Here is a 19,578-nt window from a genome sequence, read left to right as displayed (position 1 = left end):
AATGGACGAATGCAGCGTGTGGTCTCCGACCAATCGTTGGCCATCGCTCACAACGACCGCTGCTCCGAGGGAAGAAAGGGCTTTCTCATACCCTATACGCGCAAGACGGCGTATTCGGACACAGACGGAGAAAATATATCCGCGGCTGTCCGAATTCGCTGGCTTGTCCGTATAGGGTGATAGAGCTCGACCCGGATCAGTCAGGCGGCCTGCGCCCACAGCATGCACTGCGCGGCGTCATATTGGATGTCCGGCCGCGTGACCTGCCGGGTCAGCCACGTGCTGGCGCGTTCGATGCCCTCACTCAGATCGTCTGCGGGCTTGCTGTCGATGTGCACGATCTCGCGCGGCGCGAGACGGAAATGTCCACGCACATGGGCCTGCGGCAGGATCAGCCCGCGGCTGCCCGCCTTCGACAGCCACAGGCGGCAGCCGCTCTGGATGTGGCAGCGGCCATCGCGCGGCAGAAACAGCGCGATGCCAGTCAGCGCCGGGGTCGGACAGTTGCGAAATTCGAGATGCAGCAGATCGGAACTGGTTTCCACGGCATGGCGGCCCATCTCGATCTTGTCCTCGATCCCGAGCGGATCGCCACCGGTGATGACGACGCCGGGCTTGAGCTTGCGGCTGCCGAGCAGCAGCTTGACGATGGCGCGGGTGACGGCGGCTTCGAAGGTCGTGATGGTCATCATTCTATCTCCTTGTTTCATCCCCGCATCGGGGCCGTTCATCATCTCGTTCATCTCAAACCTGGTTCTCGCTCCGGCAGGCGCGCACGATCTCGGCGGCGGCGCACTCCAGTCCGGCAGCGCGGTCCCACAGGCAGTTCCAGGGCAGCCGGGTGCCGATCTCGACCCCGTGGCGGCCGAGCTTCACCGACAGCCCGCCGCGAGCGGGCACAAGATGCAGGCCCTGGTCGCGGTCGCGAAAGAAACTGAGGTCGGTAAGCAGCAGCGGGCCGGTGATCGACCGCAGCGCGACGTCGACGCGGACCGGGTCGATCGTCTCGGGGTGAAAACCGTGCCGAATCAACAGCGTATCGCGACGGCGCGTCGCTGCACAACGCAGCAGCGCCTGATCGAACATTGGCTCGGTGATGGGGGTCATCGCGACGATGACGTTACGGTCGAGGCATTCGACCGCACCGGGCAAGCCGGAGTTGCCGAAGAGCGGCGCGGGTTCGTCGCAGCCGAGGGCTGCGAGGGCATAGTTCATCAGCGCAACCGAGGCGGTCGGCAAAACATCGTGGATCATGAGAGACATGGGACCTTTGTGGACGTGCGTGATCCCCGGACCGGCTGGTCCGGTTCAGGCCCCTTCGATTTTCATTGCTCGTCAGGGCTTCGCTCGGCCCCGGCCGATCCTCCCCTCTTCACGCGGCAGCGGTCGCGGCCATCGCGGAAGATGGCGTTGCCGATCACGGCATAGGCCCAGCTATCGAGCGTGCGGGCGCTGTCCGCGATGGTGCCCGAGCGATGGATCGCGGCGGCCGGGCAATACACCTCGGCCATGGCGGGCACCCAGTCGGCGATGCTGCCGGCGGGCTGGCGCTGCCACCATTGTCCGGCGATCAGGGCGGTAAACAGCAGGACGGCGCTTAGGCGGAACACCAACGGCAAGCGGCGTCGCTTCATTTTCTTTCCTCCAGCAGATTGTCGCTGCTGAAGAGGTAAGCGTCTCAAAATATCGCGGATTGTGCAGTCATAAGCCGCCCAGCTTGCCGCATGTTGCAGCAATCCGAACGTCATTCCTGCACGGCGGGACTTGGTTCGTTAACGGGTTCCGCCTACACGCGCAGGCCAGCGCCGTATGCCACGCCGAGTGCCGCGCGGTATTTGATGCCCGGCGCTGCTTCCAGCAGTCGTGCGACCTCGTCGACGCTCAGCACATCGGGCAGCTTCCGGGGACGCGGCGCCAGCACCAGCTTGCGCGACAGATCCGGCCGGTCGAGCGTTACCCCGAACAGGAAGCGCAACGCCGATACCGTAGCGCCGATACCGTAGCGCCGATGACGGACTCGCTGGTGCCGTGTTCGCGCTGGTGAACCTGGAAGCGCCGCACGTCCTCGGCGGTCGCCGTGTCGGGCGAGCGACCCAGGAACGTCGCGAAGGCGCGGACGTGGCGGACATAGTCATGCTGGGTTCGCGCCCGCATCGAACGCATCGCCATGTCGTCGAGCATCTGCTGGCGCAGCGGAGTGGTGGGTGCTTGGGTCGGTGACGTCGTCATGGCGAGGTTCCTCATGTTGAAGGAACCCCATCGTCCGCCTCCGCTGCCGCACGGCAAAACCTCAGCGCAGACGCGTTGCCTCACCACCAGCACCAGTGCCGCGCAGCGGCTTCGTGCTGTGGGTCATCAAGGTGAAGGGCAGGGCGGCCGCTAACGACCACAATGCGCCGTTGGTCGGCTGCGCTTCGAGCGGCAGCTTTTCTTAAAAGCCGACGCCCAGCACTTACCCGACCGCAGTCATCGCGGAGTGCCGCAGAATGGGCCGTTTGCCGATATGCCGCTTTCAACTGCGGGAGGCAAAAAGCGGCTGCTTGGCAGGTGTCACAACCGCTCGGTTGTGACACCTGCTGGTGCGGGACCGCTCGCGTCTGTCATTCAGGCCAATAAACAGATTGCTTGTTGCAGCTACACTTCTACCTTTAGACTAGGCTCAGGACCTATTAAATAGCTTGCATGATCGGTGGCGGGTTGATTCATTGGCGGTGGAGGTGCCGCCGATGAGTGACCTGTTCTGGCTGACGGACAAGCAGATGCAGCGGATTGAGCCGTATTTTCCGTTGTCGCATGGCGTGCCGCGCGTGGATGACCGGCGGATCGTCAGTGGCATCATCTTCGTGATCCGTAACGGCTTGCGTTGGCGGGATGCGCCAGCGGCTTATGGTCCGCCCAAGACGATCTACAACCGGTTTATCCGCTGGAGCCGGATGGGGGTGTTCAACCGCATCTTTGCCGGACTGGCAGCCGAGGGCGGACCACCGGATCAGCTGATGATCGACGCCACGCATCTGAAGGCGCACCGGACGGCAGCCAGCCTGCTCAAAAAGGGGCTCTTTCCCGATGTATCGGGCGCACCAGGGGCGGCCTGAACTCCAAGCTGCACGCCGTCTGCGACGATCGTGGACGCCCGCGTGTCATGCTGCTCACCGAAGGGCAGGTGAGCGACTACAAGGGCGCTGCCCTCATGTTCGACGCGATGCCGCCCGCTCCCATTCTGCTCGCCGATCGCGGCTACGATGCCGACTGGTTCCGCCAAGCGCTCACCGCCCGTGGAACTGCTGCCTGCATCCCGTCACGCAAGGGCCGCAAGGCGCCGATCCCGCATGATGTTGCACTCTACCGCCGGCGTCACAGGATCGAGAACATGTTCGGCCGCCTCAAGGACTGGCGGCGCATTCACACCCGCTACGATCGATGTGCACACACCTTCATGTCGGCCATCGCCCTCGCCGCATCCTTCATCTTCTGGATCAATCAATGAGTCCTGAGCCTAGGCCCAGACCGACGCTGGCCGCTGCCCAGCCGATCAGGAGGAGCCAGCGCCAGATCCGTTTCGTCCGCTGCGATCCGTCGGCATCGACGCCGGGGCCATAAGCGGGATGGAGGGTCCGCGCATCGCTGGCATAGGAAAAGGCCATTAACCTTCCCGATGGTCCGAAAATACCGATGTCGCCGCTGTCCAGATCCAGCTCGCGCGGCACGTCCCGGCCTGGGCGCACCCAGATGACCGGGTGGTCGCCGGTCCGCAGCACCTGCACCACGGTCAGCCTGTCCAGCATGTCCGGCGGGATGACCGTGACGCCATCCTGACGGACGAGGCTCACCGGGCCGAGATCGAAGCGTATCGGGGCGATAAAATCGGGCGGCTGCTGTCGCGAGACATAGACCAGCCCCCCGCCTTCCGCGAACGGACGGGCCCTAGGCGCCAGGGCATTGCGGACCAGCTTGCCGAATGCCTGATCGACGTCCGGTCCCTGCAAAAGGGTCAGGCCGGCCCGATAGCGGCTGGCAAGATGCGCGAAGGTTGCGTCGGCGCGGGCGGCATCATAGTCTTGGCGCACGGGGCCGACGACGCGCACCGAAGCGGCCAGAGCGCGGCAATAGGAAGTCTCGCATTGCGGCACATAGGCGGCCACTTCGACCAGGCTGCGCATCGACAGCAGGCGTTCGTCCACATTGGCGCGCAGCGTGACGCTGTCCTGACGCCCCAGCCATGTCCGCGCGATCACAACGCCGTTTACGGCCATGGACACCCAGGGCTGCAGGTGGCCGCTGCCCGCTCGACCGTGCACGTCGACGGTCAGGGCCGACAATCGGGAGCGCGCGGGCAAGTCCCGCAGATCGATCACATCGCGCCGGATCACTGTGCGCGCGGATTCCGTCGCCCCGGACGGCGTGGCGGCACCCGCCAGCAGCGCAAGATGGAGAGCGGTCCACATGGGTTTCGATCAAGGCAGCGGGCGAACGGGCGCGTGGAGGTTGCCCGATCCGGAGCGGGCCGAAGCAATGCTCACGCTACGAAGTGGCGATGCGGAAACCATATGCGCGTCAATGTCATATGTTAGTTAAATTCTGCTTATTGGTTTATCCTTTCCGTGGACGCGTGCAGTTGGATGTATCATGATTGCCAAGTGATTGGCTAAATACGATTTTTATTGATTGCTGTATATGATCTCATGAAATCGCGGTCTGATACCTTCCTTGAAATGGAAGAACGCCCGATGGGACGAGTTTGTCACGGGAATGACACATTAATTCATCCTACCCGAGAAGCGGTGCGGAAGGTCAAGATCAGTCCGCGACGCTGAGCCGAAAGCTGGGGGTCAACCCTTTGACATGCATCCCGTTTTTTAGACCGATCTGAGCAGGACTTTACCGGCCCTTTGAAATATACGGGCAAGGATCTGGGATCTGAGGAAGTCGTGGTATTCGGAAGAGCAGATCACTTTTGCGCTGAACCGGGCAGAAACCAGCACGCCGGTGATCAAGGTCATCCGCCCGATGGGGATTTCCGAGCAGACATTCTATCGCTGGAAAAAGGGGTACGGCGGGCTCGAGGCTGGTGGGTTGCGACGCGTGAGGTAACGCGAGGAGGAGAACCGGACGCTGAAACAGCCGTCGCGGACCTGAGTTTCGACAGGCATATCTCGCAGAATGTTCTGACAACAAAGCTCTGATGGCCGGACGGGCGCGGGACCGTCTCGCATGTTCGGGCGTCCCACGGCGGCATCCGCGCATCCTGCTGAGCGGGGAAGGATGGGGCGCGAACCACGAACGTGCTCACCCACTGTATCGGAAAGGCGGCCAGGATTGCCGCCGAATAAACGCCGGATGTTCCCCCCCTCAGACTGGATGAGACACTGGAGGGAACCTCATGCCTTAAGTGCCTCCTTGTGAAAGGCATATTGGCCGGGGAGGTTCGCGACGTCGCCCGCTTCCGATAATCTCGGCAAATGCGATGGCACATGTCGCACATCATGCGATGAGCGATCGTCCGGGATCAACCGACGTGGCGCTGGGGGGCCAGTCCATCGATCGCCGCCAGGATAGCGGTGTGGATCGCGATCCGCGCTTCGCCGATGCGCTTGTTGTCGCGGGTGGGGTTCACGCGATTGGTCAACAGAATGATGAAGGCATCGCGCTTGCGGTCGATATAGATGGACGTGCCGGTAAAGCCGGTATGGATCAGCGCGTCGGGTGAGGCGCGCGGCCCGGCAAAGCTACCGGAGGCATCGGGCATGTCCCATCCCAAAGCGCGCGAAGTGCCCGGCGGTTCGGCCTGGCGAGTGGTGAAGGCAGCGATGGTGGACGGCTTCAACAGGCCCTTGCCGTCGCGAAGATAGAGTTCCGCCAGCTTTGCGAGGTCCCGCGCGGTGGAGAATAGGCCAGCATGCCCGGAGACCCCGTCCAGCACATAGGCATTTTCGTCATGCACCTCGCCCCGGATCAGTCGGTGCCGGAATACCTTGTCCTGCTCGGTGGGCACGATCCTGGGCAGGTTGCGAGAGGACGGGTTGAAGCCGGTATCCTTCATTCCCAACGGTCCGAACACAGCGTCGTGCAGGAAGCGGTCGAGCGGCTTGCCCGATAGGCGCGCGACGATCTCGCCCATCAGGATCATGTTCTCGTCGCGATACTGATAGTGCGAACCGGGTGTCCATGCGACCGGCATATGATCGATCAGGGCGAGCAGCTCCTGCCGGTTGCGGCTATGCCGCCAGAGAAGATCCGTGGAGAACAAGCCCGAGCTGTGCCCTAGCAGGTGACGCACGGAAATCCGCTCATGCCCGGGCGTACCGGCGAAGGTCGGCAGATAGTCGATCACCGGCCGGTCGAGGTCCAGCAGCCCCCGGTCATAGAGCAACTCGGCCGCGGTCGTCGTACCGACGACCTTGGTCAGCGAGGCGAGATCGAAGATCGCATTGCGGGGCATGGGCGGCGCATCGGGCGCGGACGACATCCGCCCGAAGTTGCGCAGCGCCACCAGCCGACCATGGAGACCGATCGCGACGACCGCGCCTGGAAAGGCCTTGCCGACCCAGGATTGGATTTCATCAAAGGCTTCGGCGAAGCGTGGCGGCCGTGCCTGGGCAACGACAGCCTGGGCGAATATTGCCCCCACGGTCATCCCCTGCACGAAGCGCCGCCGGTCGATCGTCATGGGTGAAGCTCCGTCACCTGGCGAATATGTGCGTCGACCGCCTTCCTGCCAAATGGAAAGGGGCGGGGCCGACCGGCCACCCACGTCGCATAGCCGTCGCGGTAATGCGGGGAGCGCGGATCGATCGACTGGCCGGGCAGGGTCAGGATACAGCTCCGATCCCAATCGCCGACATCGCAGACCATCAGGACGCTCGCGCCGTGACTGACATGATAGTCGCGGGTGGCGACATAGCCGCGCGCCATCACGGTGAAGGTGTCGCCTCCGGACCGCCCGCCCTCGATGACGGGTAGCGCGGCGTCGATCGCGGGCAAGCCGGACAGGGGATGGCGAAGGACGACGCGGTGAATGTCACCCCAACGCCAGGCGGCCGGATCGGTGCCCAACGCCTCCGACGCCGTCTCCCAGGCCCGGCCGAGCGCCTTCGCCAGCAGAGCGTCGCGCGCTGCCTCAGGGTCGGGGCCGAAGCGCGTATCGGGATGAGTCAGCAGCGCGAGCATCGCTCGCGGATCGATCGATGTCACCAACTCGCGCGCCCTGTCGGGCACGATCGCGGCGAGGCAGGCTTTGCCGAGTTCGATCCACAGCATTTCGAACAAAGCGGCGGCGGCGCTGTCCGCACCCAGCCGGGCATCCCAGTCGCTGAGCATGGCTGCCGCCCGCCCCGCCATGCCGTCGAGCGCCTTCGGCAGCAACGGCAGAAGGGCCTGCGCGGGCAGCGAGAGATCGTCATGCTGTAACGCCACGCTGTCGGCGACGGAATGACGGTCGGCTTCACCGAGCACGTGCGCGACCCGGTCGTAGCGATAAGGCGCGTTCCAGGTGAAGCTCGTCATTCCCTTGGTCGACGACCATTCCGGTGGAAGATTGAACTGGTTGGCCGAGGCGAACCAGCCCTGCGCCGGATTGAGAAGCGTCGGCATCTGCTCGGCGGGAAGAATACCCTGCCAGTCATGGCGTCCGTCGCCCGGCACCGGCAGCAGGCCGTCAGCCTGGTTACGGATCGGAACATGGCCCAGTAACCGCCAGCCCGTGTTGCCGTCGATATCGGCATAATGGAAGTTGGTCGGTGCCACGTGCAGCCGGGCGGCCTCGGCGATTTCGTCCCAGTTCCCTGCCAGGTTGAGCGCGATGATGGCAAAGGTCATGTTGGCACCGGGAAGCAGCGAGGCCGACGCCATGGCCGTGGCACGCAGGCGGGAGGGATCGTGGAGCAGCACCGGCCCGTGTTCGGCATGGCGGAGCGTCACCGCCACGTCATTGGCGTCCTTCACGCGGATCGTTTCGGTCGCCCTTGCGAACCGCTTCCACTGGCCCCGATGGCGATAGCATTCGGGATCGTCCGGGTTCAGCTCCAGGATGTACAGATCCTCCTGATCGATATGCGAATTGGTCCGCCCGAACGCATAATGGTCGGTATGGCCCTGCATGATGCCAGGCATGCCGGGGCTCCCCGCGCCGATCACGTCGAAACCCGGGGCGGTGAGATGGGCAAGATGACGTGGGGAAAAGCCTCCGATACCGAGATGCGGATCATTGGCCAGGATCGGGCGACCGGTGGCCGACCGCGCAGACGAGATTGTCCAAGCATTGCTGCCATGCGCATCGCGGTCGAGGCGGTCCTCGACCGGGTCGTAACCGGCAGGTGAGGTGCCGCTCCACGGCAGCGGCTCTTCGGTCTCGCCCAAGATACCCAGATCGGCCTGAGAGACGGCTGCCAGATCGAGCCCCTCGGGTAGCTGGGGCGTGCGGTCCCCGGCCAGCGGTGCGACCAGCGTGTCGAGGTCTAGCAGGCCAAGCGTTGCGAGCCGGGCCCGCCGTATTTCGTCGGTAACGCTGCCCATGTCGCCACGGCGGACGCGGACCAGGTCGGCAATGTCCCACCGCAGCGGTTGCAGCTTCGGCACGTCATATTCCGGCGGCAATAGAGAGGGGTCGCCCTCCAGCTCGGCGATGCGGGCGTTGATCCCGTCGACATAGGCGCGGGCGCAAGCGAAAACGTCCGGGGGAAGCCCCGTCAGTTCGCTCTCGACGTCGCCGCGATAGAGGAGCAGGCGCGCGGTATGGTCATGGGGCACGAACCGCGCGCCGAACGCTTCCGCCAGCCGTCCCAGATCGCGCCGCAGCTGGAGATCGATCTGGAACAGCCGGTCGCGGGCGACGACATAGCCCTGACCGAAATACGCATCGGGGATCGAGGATGCGCGAATATGCGGCACGCCCCATTCGTCGTCGGCGATGGTTACGGATGCCCGCAGCGGCACGGCTTTCCTCCTTTCCTGGATCGGGCAGTTCGCTTCGTGCCGTCGTCGCGCCGCCCACCCTGCCGGCCTGATGGCGGCACCGGACGGGAGGGGGACGGCGGGGACGGATCACGGCGATCCCGCCGCCGTGAACGCTCCGCTGCGCCGGCTCAGCGGGTCTGGAACCGGATGCCGACCCGGAAAGCGCGGCCGAGCAGGTCTGAATAGGTGCTGTTCGCCGCAAGCCCGGTTTCCGGCAACAGGATCGGATCGCGATCCAGCAGGTTCGTGATGTTCAGGAACAGCTCGGCGCGACCTCCGCTATGCGTCTTGATCTTGGCGGTCAGGTTCAGGTCGAGATACATCGCGCCCGAAATGGAATTGTCGTCGATCGTCGGGAATTGCGAAACGGTCGCGGCGGGGCGCCCGGTCGGGCAGTTGCCATTGCAGACTATGTAGTTGTTGCCATAGGTCCCGCTGCTCACCCCGCGCGCCGTGCCGGTGACCGAGAAGCCGTCATCGTCATAGGCCAGGTTGAAGCGATAGATCCATTTGGGCGGACTGGTGCCGTTCAGTTGGCCGACGATGTCGACCGGCACCACGTTCGGCACGCCGCTGTCGGTGATGTTGTGGATATACCGCGTCGCCAGCCCGTGAAGCGTCACCGCGCCGGGGGCTTGACGGACGAGGTCGCTCAGCGGCACGCGGTAGTTGGCGTCGAAGTCGATGCCACGCACCCATTGTCGCGCGAAGTTGAACGGGCTGGCCCGGAAGAACAGCTCCCGGTCGCCCGAGGGATCGGGGCCATAGGCGGCACAGAAGTCCTTGCGCCCCTCATAGCAGCGATTGATGATGTCCTGTGCGAAGAATTGCCCGATCGCGTCTCTCAGCTTGATGTCGAAGCCGTCGACCGAGGCCGAGAAGCCGGGAAGGAAGCGGGGCTGGAGCACGACGCCGATCGAGATCGAATCGGCCTTTTCGGGCCGCAGATTGGGGTTGCCCGTCGTGATTTCGCGGAAGGTGACGGTGGTCCGCCCGGTCGCGGGATCGGTCAGCGTATTGGTCCGCGACGTGCCCGATGCGTACAGCTCGCTGAGATTGGGGGCACGGATGTCGCGTGAACGGGTGGCGCGGAAGCGGATGTCCGGAATGGGCTGCCACGTCGCGCCGAGCTTCCAGGTGGTGACGTAACCCGAGGTGGAATAGTTGGTCCCGCGAACCGCGCCGTTGAACTCCAGGCCGAGGCCCAGCGGGACCACCGTTTCGAGATAGGCTTCCTTGACGTGATAGCTGCCGAAGGTGGGCAGGAAATTGCCCACGGACCAGCCGGTCTGATATTGGCTGGGCACGAAGCCGGATACCGACTCCCGGCGATATTCGCCGCCTACCGCGACGCTGACGTCGCCCGCCCAGGTTGCGAACGGGGTCATCGACAGATTGGCACCGGCGACCGTCTGTTTCAGTTTCTGGTCGCGATAGGGATCGCCCAGGACATAGTCGATCGCGGCCGGATTCGCGACGCCGATGCCCAGCCGGTTGAGCGGCACGCAGCCATTGGTCGGCGCGGTCAGCGAGGATCGGCATACGATCGTGCCCGCTGCCACACCCAGCGCATTCCCCGCCGGTGCGGCGACCGCGTCGGTCGCTGCGGCCATGTTGGCGGTGTTCATGATATCGCGCAGCTGTTCATGCGCATTCGTTTCGCCATATTGGCCGTAGATGTTCCAGAAGGCCGTGTGGCCGAATGCCTGAAACTCACCCTCGCCGCCGATCGCGTAACGCTGAACGTCACGGCTGCTGTTGTTCTTTCGGTAGGGCAGGTCGACGGCGGTGCTGCCGACCGTCACCGAGGTGACGGCGGACCGCTCCGCCGAGGTGATGAGCCCGGCGGACACCGCATTGGCCAGGGCGGCCTGCAGATAGGGATTGGCCGCCGTGAGGGTGATGCCGGTCGTCGATTGCGGCCCGGCGTTGAACAGCGTCTTTTGCCAATTGTACGATGCCTCGGCGAACAGCGTCACGCCATTGGCGACTTCGTAGCTCAACCGGCCGAATGCGCCCCGGCGATCGTCGTCCGCATCCAGGCCGATATTGCGGCCCTGATCGTTGACGCGCCAGTCCCCGCCCTGGGTCAGCGAGGGGGCGGTGGCGCCGCCCGGCGCCGGGAAGCTGAGCGCGCCATATTGATACTGACTCGCTGCGCCGCCTTGCCCGAAATAGAGACCGCGTAGCCGGTTCGCCACGCCGCCGCTGGAATTCAGGATGATGCCACCGGGGGTCGTGTTGGAGACGCCGACCGGCTGGCGGATCAGATATTGCGGCTGGCCATTGGTGTTGGTGTAATTGGGATTGGTGATCCGGACCACGCCGCGCGCGTTCCATGCGCGGTCGACCCGGAAGATGCCGTCGCGATGCGCCCATTCGCCGCTCAGCAGCAGATGACCGCGATCATCGCGGCCAAAGGTCGTCCCGACGGCGGCGCTGAATGAGTAATTAGCACCATCGCCCCGTTCGGTGATCCCGCTGTCGGCCAGGACCTTGATGCCCTGATATTTCTTGTCGAGCACGAAGTTGACGACCCCGGCGACCGCGTCCGATCCATAGGCCGCCGATGCGCCACCCGTGACGATCTCGACGCTCTTTACCAAGGCCTGGGGGAAGGTGTTGACGTCGACCAGACCGGTAACGCTGGACGACACCGTCCGCCGCCCGTCGAGCAGCACCAGCGTGCGGATCTCGCCCAGTCCGCGCAGGTTGAGCGCGTTGATGCCCGCCAGGCCCGAACTGATCGCCAGCCGCGAATTGGAGGGGCGGGTGGAGCCTGCCAGCGCGGGCAGCTGGTTGACGAAATCGGCAATGTTGTTCGTCGGTGAGGTGTTGAGGATATCCTCTTGCGTCGCCACGGTCAGCGGCGTCGGCGACTGGAACCCGCTGCGGATGATCCGCGTGCCGGTGACGGTGATGTCGTCCGGGTCGAGTTGCGTCCCGTTTATGTCCGGTGGGGACGGGGTCGCGCCGGGTGACGGCGTCGTCTGGGCAAAGGCGGGGAAGGCAAGCGCCATCGACAAGGCTGTCAGGCCCGTGCCGGCGCTCATCAGACGGCGCCGAGATCCGTCGGTCATATGCAATCCCCCTATTCACGATCTTTGGAGCGTGATCTCCCTGCGGCCGGTCATGATCTTTTCGCTGATCCGTGCTTCCGGAATGGTGCAGGCGAGACGCGACCCAGGTCAAGGGTCGTCCGACTACCGATCGTTGGGTGGGCCATAGCCTTGGATTATGGCGGCATTGCACGCGCGTCGGGCCGCCCTATGGTCTGGCACCGGCCGTCCTGTCGACAGGGGCATCACCGAGTTTGCGGAGGGTGCGCCACGGGATGATCCGACACACCGCATGGTTCGAGAAGGGGGAAGCCATGGTCTCTCGCCGTACATTCCTGCTCGGCGCCACCGCGTTGGGTGCGCTTGCGCCCTGGCGAGGGATCGCCCGGCCGGTCGGCTCGACCGCCTATGCGACGGTGCCCGGCCTGTCGCGACCGATCGAGATCGTGGACGATGGCTGGGGCATCCCGCATATCCGCGCGCAGACCAAGGCGGACGCCTTTTTCGGTCAGGGCTATGTCGTTGCGCGTGACCGGCTGTTCCAGATCGACTTCGCCCATCGCCGGGAAATGGGGCGGATGGCCGAGGCGTTCGGCGCGGCGTTCGCGACGTATGACGCCAAGGCTCGGCTGTTCCATTATCGCGGCGATCTCGATGCGGAGCTGGCCCGCATCCCGTCGCCGGTCCTGGACTGCGTGCGGGGCTATGTCGCGGGAATCAATGCCCGGATCGCCGAAGTGGAGCGCGATCCGACATTGCTGCCGCTGGAATATCGCATTCTGGGCGTGATGCCGATGCGTTGGGAATTGCGCGATCTGGTGGTGGCGCGGGGCGGCTCGGTCGGCAATGTCGACGACGAGATTCGCCGCGCCATGCTGGCGGCAATGGGGCGGCTCGACCTCGACCAGCTGGTGGCCCCGCTGCGCCCCGCGATCGCGATGACCGTGCCGGAGGGACTGGACCCGGCACAGGTCAGCGAGGCGGACATGGGGGTGTTGCAGCTTGGGCCGCTGCCGTTCGGACGCGAAACGCCGACCCGGGAGCGGGACGAGATGTTGAGCGCCACCAATGCCGGGTCGAACGCGTGGACGGTGGCGGGAAGCCGTACCGCGACGGGGCGTCCGATCCTGGCCAATGACCCGCATCTGGGCATTGGCGGGTTCGGGCCGCGCCACGTCGCCCATCTCACCGCGCCCGGCCTCGACGTGATCGGCGGCGGGGCGCCGGGGCTGGCGGGCATCATGCAGGGCCATACGGACCGTTTCGCCTTCGGTCGCACGAATTTCCATATCGACCAGGAAGACCTGTTCGTGCTGGAGCTCCATCCGGACGATCCGGAGCGTTACCGCCATGACGGCGGCTGGAAGCGGTTCGACCGGGAGGTGATCGACATTCCCGTGAAGGACGCGCCGCCGCACCGGGCGGTGCTCCGTTACGCGGTGCAGGGGCCGGTGGTGTCGCACGATCCGGCCCGTTCGCGCGCGACTGCGATCGCCTCGGTGGGAATGCAGCCGGGCGGATCGGGTGCGTTTTCGATGGTGGCCATCAACCTGGCGCAGGACTGGGCGGGCTTGCGCGAGGCGTTCAAGCTTCACCCGTCACCCACCAATTTCCATTATGCCGATGTGCGCGGGCATCATGCGTGGCAGGCCATCGGCTTCTGGCCGGAGCGCAAGCGCGGCCATGGCCTGCTGCCGGTGCCGGGCGATGGCCGTTACGACTGGGTGGGGATGCGCGATTTCCGTGCCTTGCCCGGTGTGTTCGATCCCGCTGCCGGCTGGTTCGCCTCCGCGAACCAGAACAACCTGCCGCCAGGCTGGCCGATCGAAAGGAGCCCGGCCTTCTCGTTCCGCGATCCCGCACGCTATGATCGCATTGCCGACATGTTGTCGAAGCAGACCCGGCACAGCCTGGCCGACAGCGTGGCGCTGCAGCACGACACATCGTCGTCGCTCGCCCGGCGCTTCCAGGCGATGTTACCGGGCCAGCCTTCGCCCGGAGCGGCGGCGGCGGTCGCGATGCTGGCGCGCTGGGATGCGCGGATCGACGGTGCGAGCGGGGCGGCTGCACTGTACGAGATCGTGCTGCGCGCGCTGAATGTACGGATGCTCGGCGCACTGGTCCCGGAAAACGCGCGCAGCCTGATTTCCTCGATCGAGCCGCCCGAACTGCTCCGTGTGGCCTCTGGCCGGCCCGACCTGATCGACGAGTCGCTCGCCGTCGGCTGGGCGGAAGCGGCCAAGCTGCTGGGGCCCGATCCCAAGGCCTGGCGGTGGGATATGCTGCACCGGGTCCGGATCACGCATCCGCTTGCGCGGCTTCCGGCGATCGCGGCGGCCTTCCCCGCGATCGAGGTGGGCGGCTCCGGCGGCGATGGCTTTACGGTGATGGCCCGCTGGCTGGGCAACGGACCGGACTGGCGGGTTGGCGGCGGCGCGAGCTATCTCGAGGTGATCGATGTCGGTGACTGGGATCGTTCGCTGATGCTCAACCTGCCGGGCCAGTCGAACGATCCGCGCTCCCCGCACCGGCAGGATCAGGGTGGCCCGTGGAGTGCGGGCCAGATGCTGCCCATGCCGTTCAGTCGCGCCGCGGTCGACGCGGTCACCACGACCGTCACCCACCTGCAACCCGAGAGGAGCCCGAGATGAAGCGTCTTGTCCTGACCGCCCTGGTTTGGTGCGTCGCCACGGCGTCGAGTACGCCACGCGTCGATGTCGTGATCCGGGGCGGCACCATCTATACGGGTGCCGAGACGCCGCCCTTTGTCGGCGATGTTGAGTTGGCGGGCGATCGCATCGTCTATGTCGGCCGCGCCCGCGGCACGGCGGCGGTTGACGAGATCGACGCGCGGGGGCTGATCGTCGCACCCGGCCTGATCGATGCGCATACCCATCCGGACAGCTATATCCGCTCGGCCGATGCCAAGGCGCGGCTCAATCTTCCCTGGCTGGCGCAAGGCGTCTCGACCGTGGTGATCGGCGTCGACGGCTATGGTACGTTCGAGGTGGCGAAGGATGCGCGCGCGCTGGAGGCCAGCGGGATCGGCACCAATGTCGTGCCTTTCGTCGGCTTCGGGGCGATCCGCGAGCGCGTGCTGGGACAGAATGCCCGCGCGCCCACGGCCGCGGAACTGGCGGAAGAGAAGCGCCTTGCAGCCCGTGCGATGTGCGAGGGCGCCTATGGCCTGTCCACCGGCCTGTTCTATCCGCCGCAAAGCTTTGCCAAGACGGCTGAAGTAGCGGCGGTCGCCCGTGAAGCGGGCAAGCGCGGCGGTATGTACGACACGCACCAGCGCGACGAGGCGCATTATTCGATCGGCCTTCTTGCCTCGACCCGCGAGGCGATCGAGATCGGCCGGATTGCTGGTACGCCGGTCCATTTCGCGCACCTGAAGGCACTGGGCGTCGATGTGCAGGGCCAGGCGCCCGCGCTGATCGCCACGATCGAGGCGGCGCGCAGCAAGGGGCAGGCTGTCACGGCGGACCAATATCCCTGGCTGGCCTCGGGTTCGAGCGTCGATGCCGCGCTGGTGCCCGGCTGGGCGATGGACGGCGGCTATCCCAAGCTGCTCGCCCGGTTCGACGATCCCGCGACGCTCGCGCGGTTGAAGACCGAGATGGCGGAGAATCTGCGTCGGCGGGGTGGGGCGGATTCGCTGTTGCTGACCGCGCAGGGCCAGCCCTGGAGCGGCAAGACGCTCGCCGCGATGGCGACGCAATGGGGGCTCTCACCGATCGACGCGGCGATCCGCATCCTGCGCACGCCCAATGCCACGGGCACCGGCCCGGCGGGCAGCAGCGTGGCGAGCTTCAACATGGCCGATCGTGACGTCGACCTGATCATGAAGCAGCCCTGGGTGGTGACGTCATCGGACGGATCTGACGGCCATCCCCGCCAATATGCGACCTTCCCCCAGCTTTATCGCACCTATGTCGTTGCGCGGAAGGTGATCACCCTGCCACAGTTCATCCGCCGGTCGACCGGCGCGACGGCCGACATGTACCGCATCGCGCAGCGCGGTTATCTGCGGCGAGGTTATTTTGCCGATGTCGTGGTGCTCGATCCCAGAACCTATGCGCCCCGCGCCGATTATATGCATCCGCGCGTGCCTGGCGTCGGCGTTACCGCGCTGTTCGTCAACGGGCGACGGGCGGTGTCGGATGGGGCGGCGACCGGCGTGGCGGCGGGACGAGCGCTGCTGCGGGCCCGGCCCAGCGGCTGCGGCCAATAGCCGCACGTTATAGGCGGCGATGCGAGCGCGATTGGCGGCACCTAGGACGTTGCTCCTATCATGTTCGCATCATGACCATTCCCGCCCCCTACCTCCTCTATCTCGGCCATTCCGATGACGAGATCGGCCTCAAGACATCGCGCGGTCTGGCCGCCTTCCGCAGCGACGACTGTGTGGGCGAATGGCGGCACGACGACTGCCCGTTCACGCTCGGCCTGCCCCGGATGGATGCCGCTGCTGCACGCGCCGCAGGGGCAAGGACGCTGGTGCTGGGCATTGCCAATCCGGGGGGGCGTTTCCCCGATTGGATGATAGGCGACGCACTGTCAGCGATCCGCGCCGGGCTCAACATCGCCTGCGGGCTTCATCAGCGGCTGCGCGACGTGCCCGTGCTGGTCGCGGCGGCAGCGGAGGCGGGCGTTACCCTGTTCGACGTACGCGACGCGCCCGAGACACTGCCGGTCGGCAATGGACGTAGGCGTACGGGCAACCGGCTGCTGACCGTCGGCACGGATTGTTCGGTCGGCAAGATGTATGCCACGCTCTGCCTGCGCGATGCGCTGCGTGCACGGGGTGTCGTGGCTGATTTCCGCGCGACCGGCCAGACGGGCATCCTGATCGCAGGGAAGGGCGTGCCGCTCGACGCGGTGGTCGCCGATTTCATCGCGGGCGCGATCGAGACGCTGGCCCCGGCCCGCACGGACCAGGGCTGGGATCTGATCGAGGGGCAGGGGTCGCTGTTCCACCCCGCCTTTGCAGGGGTTTCGACCGGCCTTCTCCATGGCGCACAGCCGACCGCGCTGGTGATGTGCCACGATCCACTGCGCCCGCATATGCGCGGCCTGCCGCATTTCCCGATGCCGGGGCTGGCCGAGTGCCTGGATGCCAATCTGCGCGTTGCCCGGCTGACCAGCCCGGACGTTCGTGCGGTCGGCGTGGCGCTGAACACCGTCAAGCTCGACGAAGCGGCCGCTCAGCGTCTGTGTTCCGAGACCGAGGATGCGCTGGGCCTGCCCTGCACCGATCCCTATCGCTTCGGTGCCGAGGCGATCGTCGACCTCCTGCTGGAAACGTCATGCGCCGCATCCTCGCCGTTCGTCACGACCCTTTCCCGCTAAGGGCGCCGTTCCGCATCGCGCGCGGGGTGAAGACGGCCGCCGATGTGGTGACGGTGACGATCCGTGAGGGCGACGCGCAAGGATGGGGTGAGGGCGTGCCCTATCCCCGCTATGGCGAGACGATCGAGGCGGCGATCGCGGCCATCGAAGCGGTCCGCGACCTGATCGAGGGCGGCGCGACGCGAGCGGACATCGCCCGGGCGATGCCAGCGGGGGCCGCCCGCAACGCGGTGGATTGCGCGCTCTGGGACTTGGAGGCGCGACTGACCGGAACCAGCGTCGCGGCGCTCGCGGGTCTCCCGCCGGTGGCGACGCTCGCCTCGGCGATCACCATCGGTATCGACACGCCGCAGGCCATGGCGGAGGTCGCCCGAACGGTGGCGCGGGTGCCGCTTCTCAAGATCAAGGTGGATCGCGAGGGCGCGGCCGAACAAATCGCGGCGGTCCGTGCCGTCGCGCTCACGCCCCGGCTGATCGTCGACCCGAATGAAAGTTGGCGGGTGGCCGACATCGCCGATCGGTTGCCGATGCTGCTCGCCCAGCGCGTCGACCTGCTGGAACAGCCGGTGCCTGCCGCAGAGGATGAAGGACTGGCCGAGCTGGCAGGGACGATCCCGATTTGCGCCGACGAGGCATTGCACACCCGCGCCGATCTCGATCGGCTGGCCGGGCGCTATAGCCATGTCAACGTCAAGCTCGACAAGACCGGCGGCTTGACCGAAGCATTGGCGCTGGCGGCAGAGGCCAGGGAGCGGGGGTTCGGCGTGATGGTGGGGTGCATGGTGTGTTCGTCGCTGGGGATCGCGCCCGCGATGCTGGTGGCGGGCGACGCGGACTTCGTCGATCTGGACGGCCCGCTGTGGCTGGCGGCCGATCGTCCCGGCGGCGCGCGGGATGAGGGCGGCATTCTGACGGCGCCCGCGCCCGGTTTCTGGGGAGCGCCGGCTTGCGCCTGATCCGGGGGTGGTTCGGCATCCCGCTGTGGCAGCGGGTGATCGGCGGGTTGCTGCTGGGCGTCGCGCTCGGTCTGTTCTGGCCCGAAGGGGCCGGGGCGATCCGGTTGGTCGGTGAGCTATTCGTCCGCCTCATCAAGATGCTGGTGGTGCCGGTGGTGCTGGTCACCATCGCAGGCGGGATCGCGACGTTGGGCGATCCCCGGCGGCTGGGGTCGATCGGGCTGCGTACGGTGGGACTATTCGCGGCGACCACGCTGGTGGCGGTATCGATCGGCATGGCGATGGGTCTCATCCTGCGGCCCGGCGCGGGGATGCAGCTGGCGGACGTCGTTCCCCATCCGCTCGGGGCGCCGGTGACGCCGGCTGACCAACTGCTGTCGATCGTGCCGATCAACATCGTCGAGGCATTGGGGCGCGGCGAAATGCTGGCGATCATCTTTGTCGCCGTGCTGCTCGGCACCGGCAGCGTGATGGCGGGCGAGGCGGGGCGGCCGGTCGTCGCCCTGCTCCAGGGGCTGTCGGCGGTACTGTTGCATATCGTCCGCGCTGTCATGGAGGTGACGCCGTTCGGCGTGCTGGCGCTGATCGCCCAGGCGGTGGCTATGAACGGCACGGCGCTGTTCGTCCATGTCGGCTGGCTTGCGCTGGCGGTCATAATCGCGTCGCTGATGCAGATGCTGGTCGTTCATGCCGCACTGGTCGGGCTCGTCGCACGGTTGCCAGTGGTGCGATTCTTCCGGGGGATCGTCGATGCACTGATCGTCGCCTTTTCGACCGCCTCGTCCTCGGCGACGCTGCCCGTCGCGCTGCGGGTGGCGCAGGACAATCTGGGTGTGTCGCGCGGCGTCGCCTCGACGGTGCTGCCGCTGGGCGCATCGATCGGCAAGGACGGCACGGCCATGTATGTCGGGCTGCTCGGCCAGTTCGCGTTGCAGGCGTTGGGGATCGTCCCGGACGCGACCATGCTCGTCGTCATGCTGGTGACCGGCGCGCTGGCGGCCTTCGGTACGGCACCCGTCCCTTCGGCTTCGCTCTTCATGCTGGCGGCGATGTTGTCTGCGGTGGGCGTGGGGGCGGAGCAGACCGCCCTCGTCGTAGGGTTGGTCCTGCCGTTCGACCGACTGCTCGACATGACGCGTACCGTGCCATCCGCTTCGGCCAATCTGGCGGTGGCCACGCTGGTTGCGCGCGCCGAGGGGGAACTGGACGCGGCGCGTTTTCGCGGGTCGATGGTGGAACAGGCACAGGACAGGGCCTAG

The 19,578-nt window shown here is 66.1% G+C and carries 15 protein-coding genes and 1 pseudogene; 7 read left to right on the top strand and 9 right to left on the bottom strand.

The genetic code is table 11. The features are described 5' to 3' along the window. Nucleotides 1–200: 200 nt before the first annotated feature. From QE360_RS16135 to QE360_RS16115, 5 genes are all read right to left on the bottom strand, one after another. A complete protein-coding gene (locus QE360_RS16135) occupies nucleotides 201–692 on the bottom strand; it encodes a hypothetical protein (RefSeq protein WP_309703186.1) in 492 nt (163 codons plus the stop codon). A gap of 52 nt (nucleotides 693–744) precedes the next feature. After that, the gene (locus QE360_RS16130; RefSeq protein ID WP_309703184.1) at nucleotides 745–1,254 is read right to left on the bottom strand and encodes a hypothetical protein; all 510 of its coding nucleotides are present in this window, start codon (nucleotides 1,252–1,254) and stop codon (nucleotides 745–747) included. A gap of 71 nt (nucleotides 1,255–1,325) precedes the next feature. Continuing rightward, on the bottom strand, nucleotides 1,326–1,634 hold the full coding sequence (locus QE360_RS16125; RefSeq protein ID WP_309703181.1) for a hypothetical protein: 309 nt from the start codon (nucleotides 1,632–1,634) through the stop codon (nucleotides 1,326–1,328). A gap of 152 nt (nucleotides 1,635–1,786) precedes the next feature. Further along, nucleotides 1,787–1,975, bottom strand: a complete 189-nt coding sequence (locus QE360_RS16120) for a hypothetical protein (RefSeq protein WP_309703180.1) — start codon at nucleotides 1,973–1,975, stop codon at nucleotides 1,787–1,789. Beyond that, nucleotides 1,954–2,229: a phage integrase N-terminal SAM-like domain-containing protein gene (locus tag QE360_RS16115; protein ID WP_309703177.1), complete on the bottom strand. Its 276-nt coding sequence runs from the start codon at nucleotides 2,227–2,229 to the stop codon at nucleotides 1,954–1,956. The genes QE360_RS16120 and QE360_RS16115 overlap by 22 nt, the downstream gene beginning before the upstream one ends. Nucleotides 2,230–2,726: 497 nt before the next feature. On the opposite strand from QE360_RS16115, the gene QE360_RS16110 reads away from it, so the two are divergent. Next, a protein-coding gene (locus QE360_RS16110) for an IS5 family transposase (RefSeq protein WP_309703175.1) occupies nucleotides 2,727–3,487 on the top strand; the annotation gives its coding sequence in 2 pieces (ribosomal slippage) (nucleotides 2,727–3,060 and nucleotides 3,060–3,487; 762 coding nt in all). On the opposite strand, the gene QE360_RS16105 is transcribed toward QE360_RS16110, so the two are convergent. Continuing rightward, nucleotides 3,477–4,445: a hypothetical protein gene (locus tag QE360_RS16105; RefSeq protein WP_309703173.1), complete on the bottom strand. Its 969-nt coding sequence runs from the start codon at nucleotides 4,443–4,445 to the stop codon at nucleotides 3,477–3,479. The two genes, QE360_RS16110 and QE360_RS16105, sit on opposite strands and share 11 nt — an antisense overlap. 472 nt (nucleotides 4,446–4,917) lie before the next feature. Here QE360_RS16105 and QE360_RS19150 point away from each other — a divergent pair. Further along, nucleotides 4,918–5,323 (top strand): annotated as a pseudogene (locus QE360_RS19150) (transposase); the annotation flags it as partial. Nucleotides 5,324–5,506: 183 nt separating this feature from the next. On the opposite strand, the gene QE360_RS16095 reads toward QE360_RS19150, so the two are convergent. The 3 genes from QE360_RS16095 to QE360_RS16085 all read right to left on the bottom strand — a co-directional run bounded on the left by QE360_RS16095 (nucleotide 5,507) and on the right by QE360_RS16085 (nucleotide 12,032). Continuing rightward, nucleotides 5,507–6,667, bottom strand: coding sequence for a serine hydrolase domain-containing protein (locus tag QE360_RS16095; RefSeq protein WP_309703170.1), 1,161 nt, complete (start codon nucleotides 6,665–6,667; stop codon nucleotides 5,507–5,509). Further along, the gene (locus tag QE360_RS16090) at nucleotides 6,664–8,931 is read right to left on the bottom strand and encodes a penicillin acylase family protein (protein WP_309703168.1); all 2,268 of its coding nucleotides are present in this window, start codon (nucleotides 8,929–8,931) and stop codon (nucleotides 6,664–6,666) included. The genes QE360_RS16095 and QE360_RS16090 overlap by 4 nt, the downstream gene beginning before the upstream one ends. Nucleotides 8,932–9,080: 149 nt before the next feature. Further along, nucleotides 9,081–12,032 (bottom strand): TonB-dependent receptor domain-containing protein, encoded by a 2,952-nt coding sequence (locus QE360_RS16085; protein ID WP_309703166.1) that lies wholly within the window; start codon nucleotides 12,030–12,032, stop codon nucleotides 9,081–9,083. 293 nt (nucleotides 12,033–12,325) lie between these two features. Here QE360_RS16085 and QE360_RS16080 point away from each other — a divergent pair, with 293 nt between their 5' ends. The 5 genes from QE360_RS16080 (at nucleotide 12,326) to QE360_RS16060 (ending at nucleotide 19,578) form a co-directional block, all read left to right on the top strand. Next, nucleotides 12,326–14,662, top strand: a complete 2,337-nt coding sequence (locus QE360_RS16080; protein WP_309703164.1) for a penicillin acylase family protein — start codon at nucleotides 12,326–12,328, stop codon at nucleotides 14,660–14,662. After that, entirely contained in the window at nucleotides 14,659–16,245 is a 1,587-nt protein-coding gene (locus QE360_RS16075; RefSeq protein ID WP_309703162.1) for an amidohydrolase family protein, read from the top strand. Before QE360_RS16080 ends, QE360_RS16075 begins: the two co-directional genes overlap by 4 nt. 71 nt (nucleotides 16,246–16,316) lie before the next feature. Further along, complete coding sequence (gene dgcN / locus QE360_RS16070; RefSeq protein WP_309703160.1) at nucleotides 16,317–17,363, top strand: N-acetyltransferase DgcN; 1,047 nt, start codon at nucleotides 16,317–16,319, stop codon at nucleotides 17,361–17,363. Further along, entirely contained in the window at nucleotides 17,321–18,319 is a 999-nt protein-coding gene (gene dgcA / locus QE360_RS16065; protein ID WP_309703158.1) for an N-acetyl-D-Glu racemase DgcA, read from the top strand. Before dgcN ends, dgcA begins: the two co-directional genes overlap by 43 nt. After that, nucleotides 18,310–19,578, top strand: a complete 1,269-nt coding sequence (locus QE360_RS16060; RefSeq protein WP_309703156.1) for a dicarboxylate/amino acid:cation symporter — start codon at nucleotides 18,310–18,312, stop codon at nucleotides 19,576–19,578. The genes dgcA and QE360_RS16060 overlap by 10 nt, the downstream gene beginning before the upstream one ends.

Origin of the sequence: Sphingomonas sp. SORGH_AS_0789, from assembly GCF_031453055.1 — a bacterium.
GTDB lineage: Bacteria > Pseudomonadota > Alphaproteobacteria > Sphingomonadales > Sphingomonadaceae > Sphingomonas.
The sequence above is the reverse complement of the archived record's forward strand: the minus strand, read 5'-3'. Positions and strand labels throughout refer to the sequence as shown.

Coding starts and splice junctions, on each gene's coding strand:
- QE360_RS16135 (WP_309703186.1), bottom strand. CDS start 692: ATGATGACCATCACGACCTTCGAAGCCGCCGTCACCCGCGCCATCGTC.
- QE360_RS16130 (WP_309703184.1), bottom strand. CDS start 1,254: ATGATCCACGATGTTTTGCCGACCGCCTCGGTTGCGCTGATGAACTAT.
- QE360_RS16125 (WP_309703181.1), bottom strand. CDS start 1,634: ATGAAGCGACGCCGCTTGCCGTTGGTGTTCCGCCTAAGCGCCGTCCTG.
- QE360_RS16115 (WP_309703177.1), bottom strand. CDS start 2,229: ATGACGACGTCACCGACCCAAGCACCCACCACTCCGCTGCGCCAGCAG.
- QE360_RS16105 (WP_309703173.1), bottom strand. CDS start 4,445: ATGTGGACCGCTCTCCATCTTGCGCTGCTGGCGGGTGCCGCCACGCCG.
- QE360_RS16095 (WP_309703170.1), bottom strand. CDS start 6,667: ATGACGATCGACCGGCGGCGCTTCGTGCAGGGGATGACCGTGGGGGCA.
- QE360_RS16085 (WP_309703166.1), bottom strand. CDS start 12,032: ATGACCGACGGATCTCGGCGCCGTCTGATGAGCGCCGGCACGGGCCTG.
- QE360_RS16080 (WP_309703164.1), top strand. CDS start 12,326: ATGGTCTCTCGCCGTACATTCCTGCTCGGCGCCACCGCGTTGGGTGCG.
- QE360_RS16075 (WP_309703162.1), top strand. CDS start 14,659: ATGAAGCGTCTTGTCCTGACCGCCCTGGTTTGGTGCGTCGCCACGGCG.
- dgcN (WP_309703160.1), top strand. CDS start 16,317: ATGACCATTCCCGCCCCCTACCTCCTCTATCTCGGCCATTCCGATGAC.
- dgcA (WP_309703158.1), top strand. CDS start 17,321: ATGCGCCGCATCCTCGCCGTTCGTCACGACCCTTTCCCGCTAAGGGCG.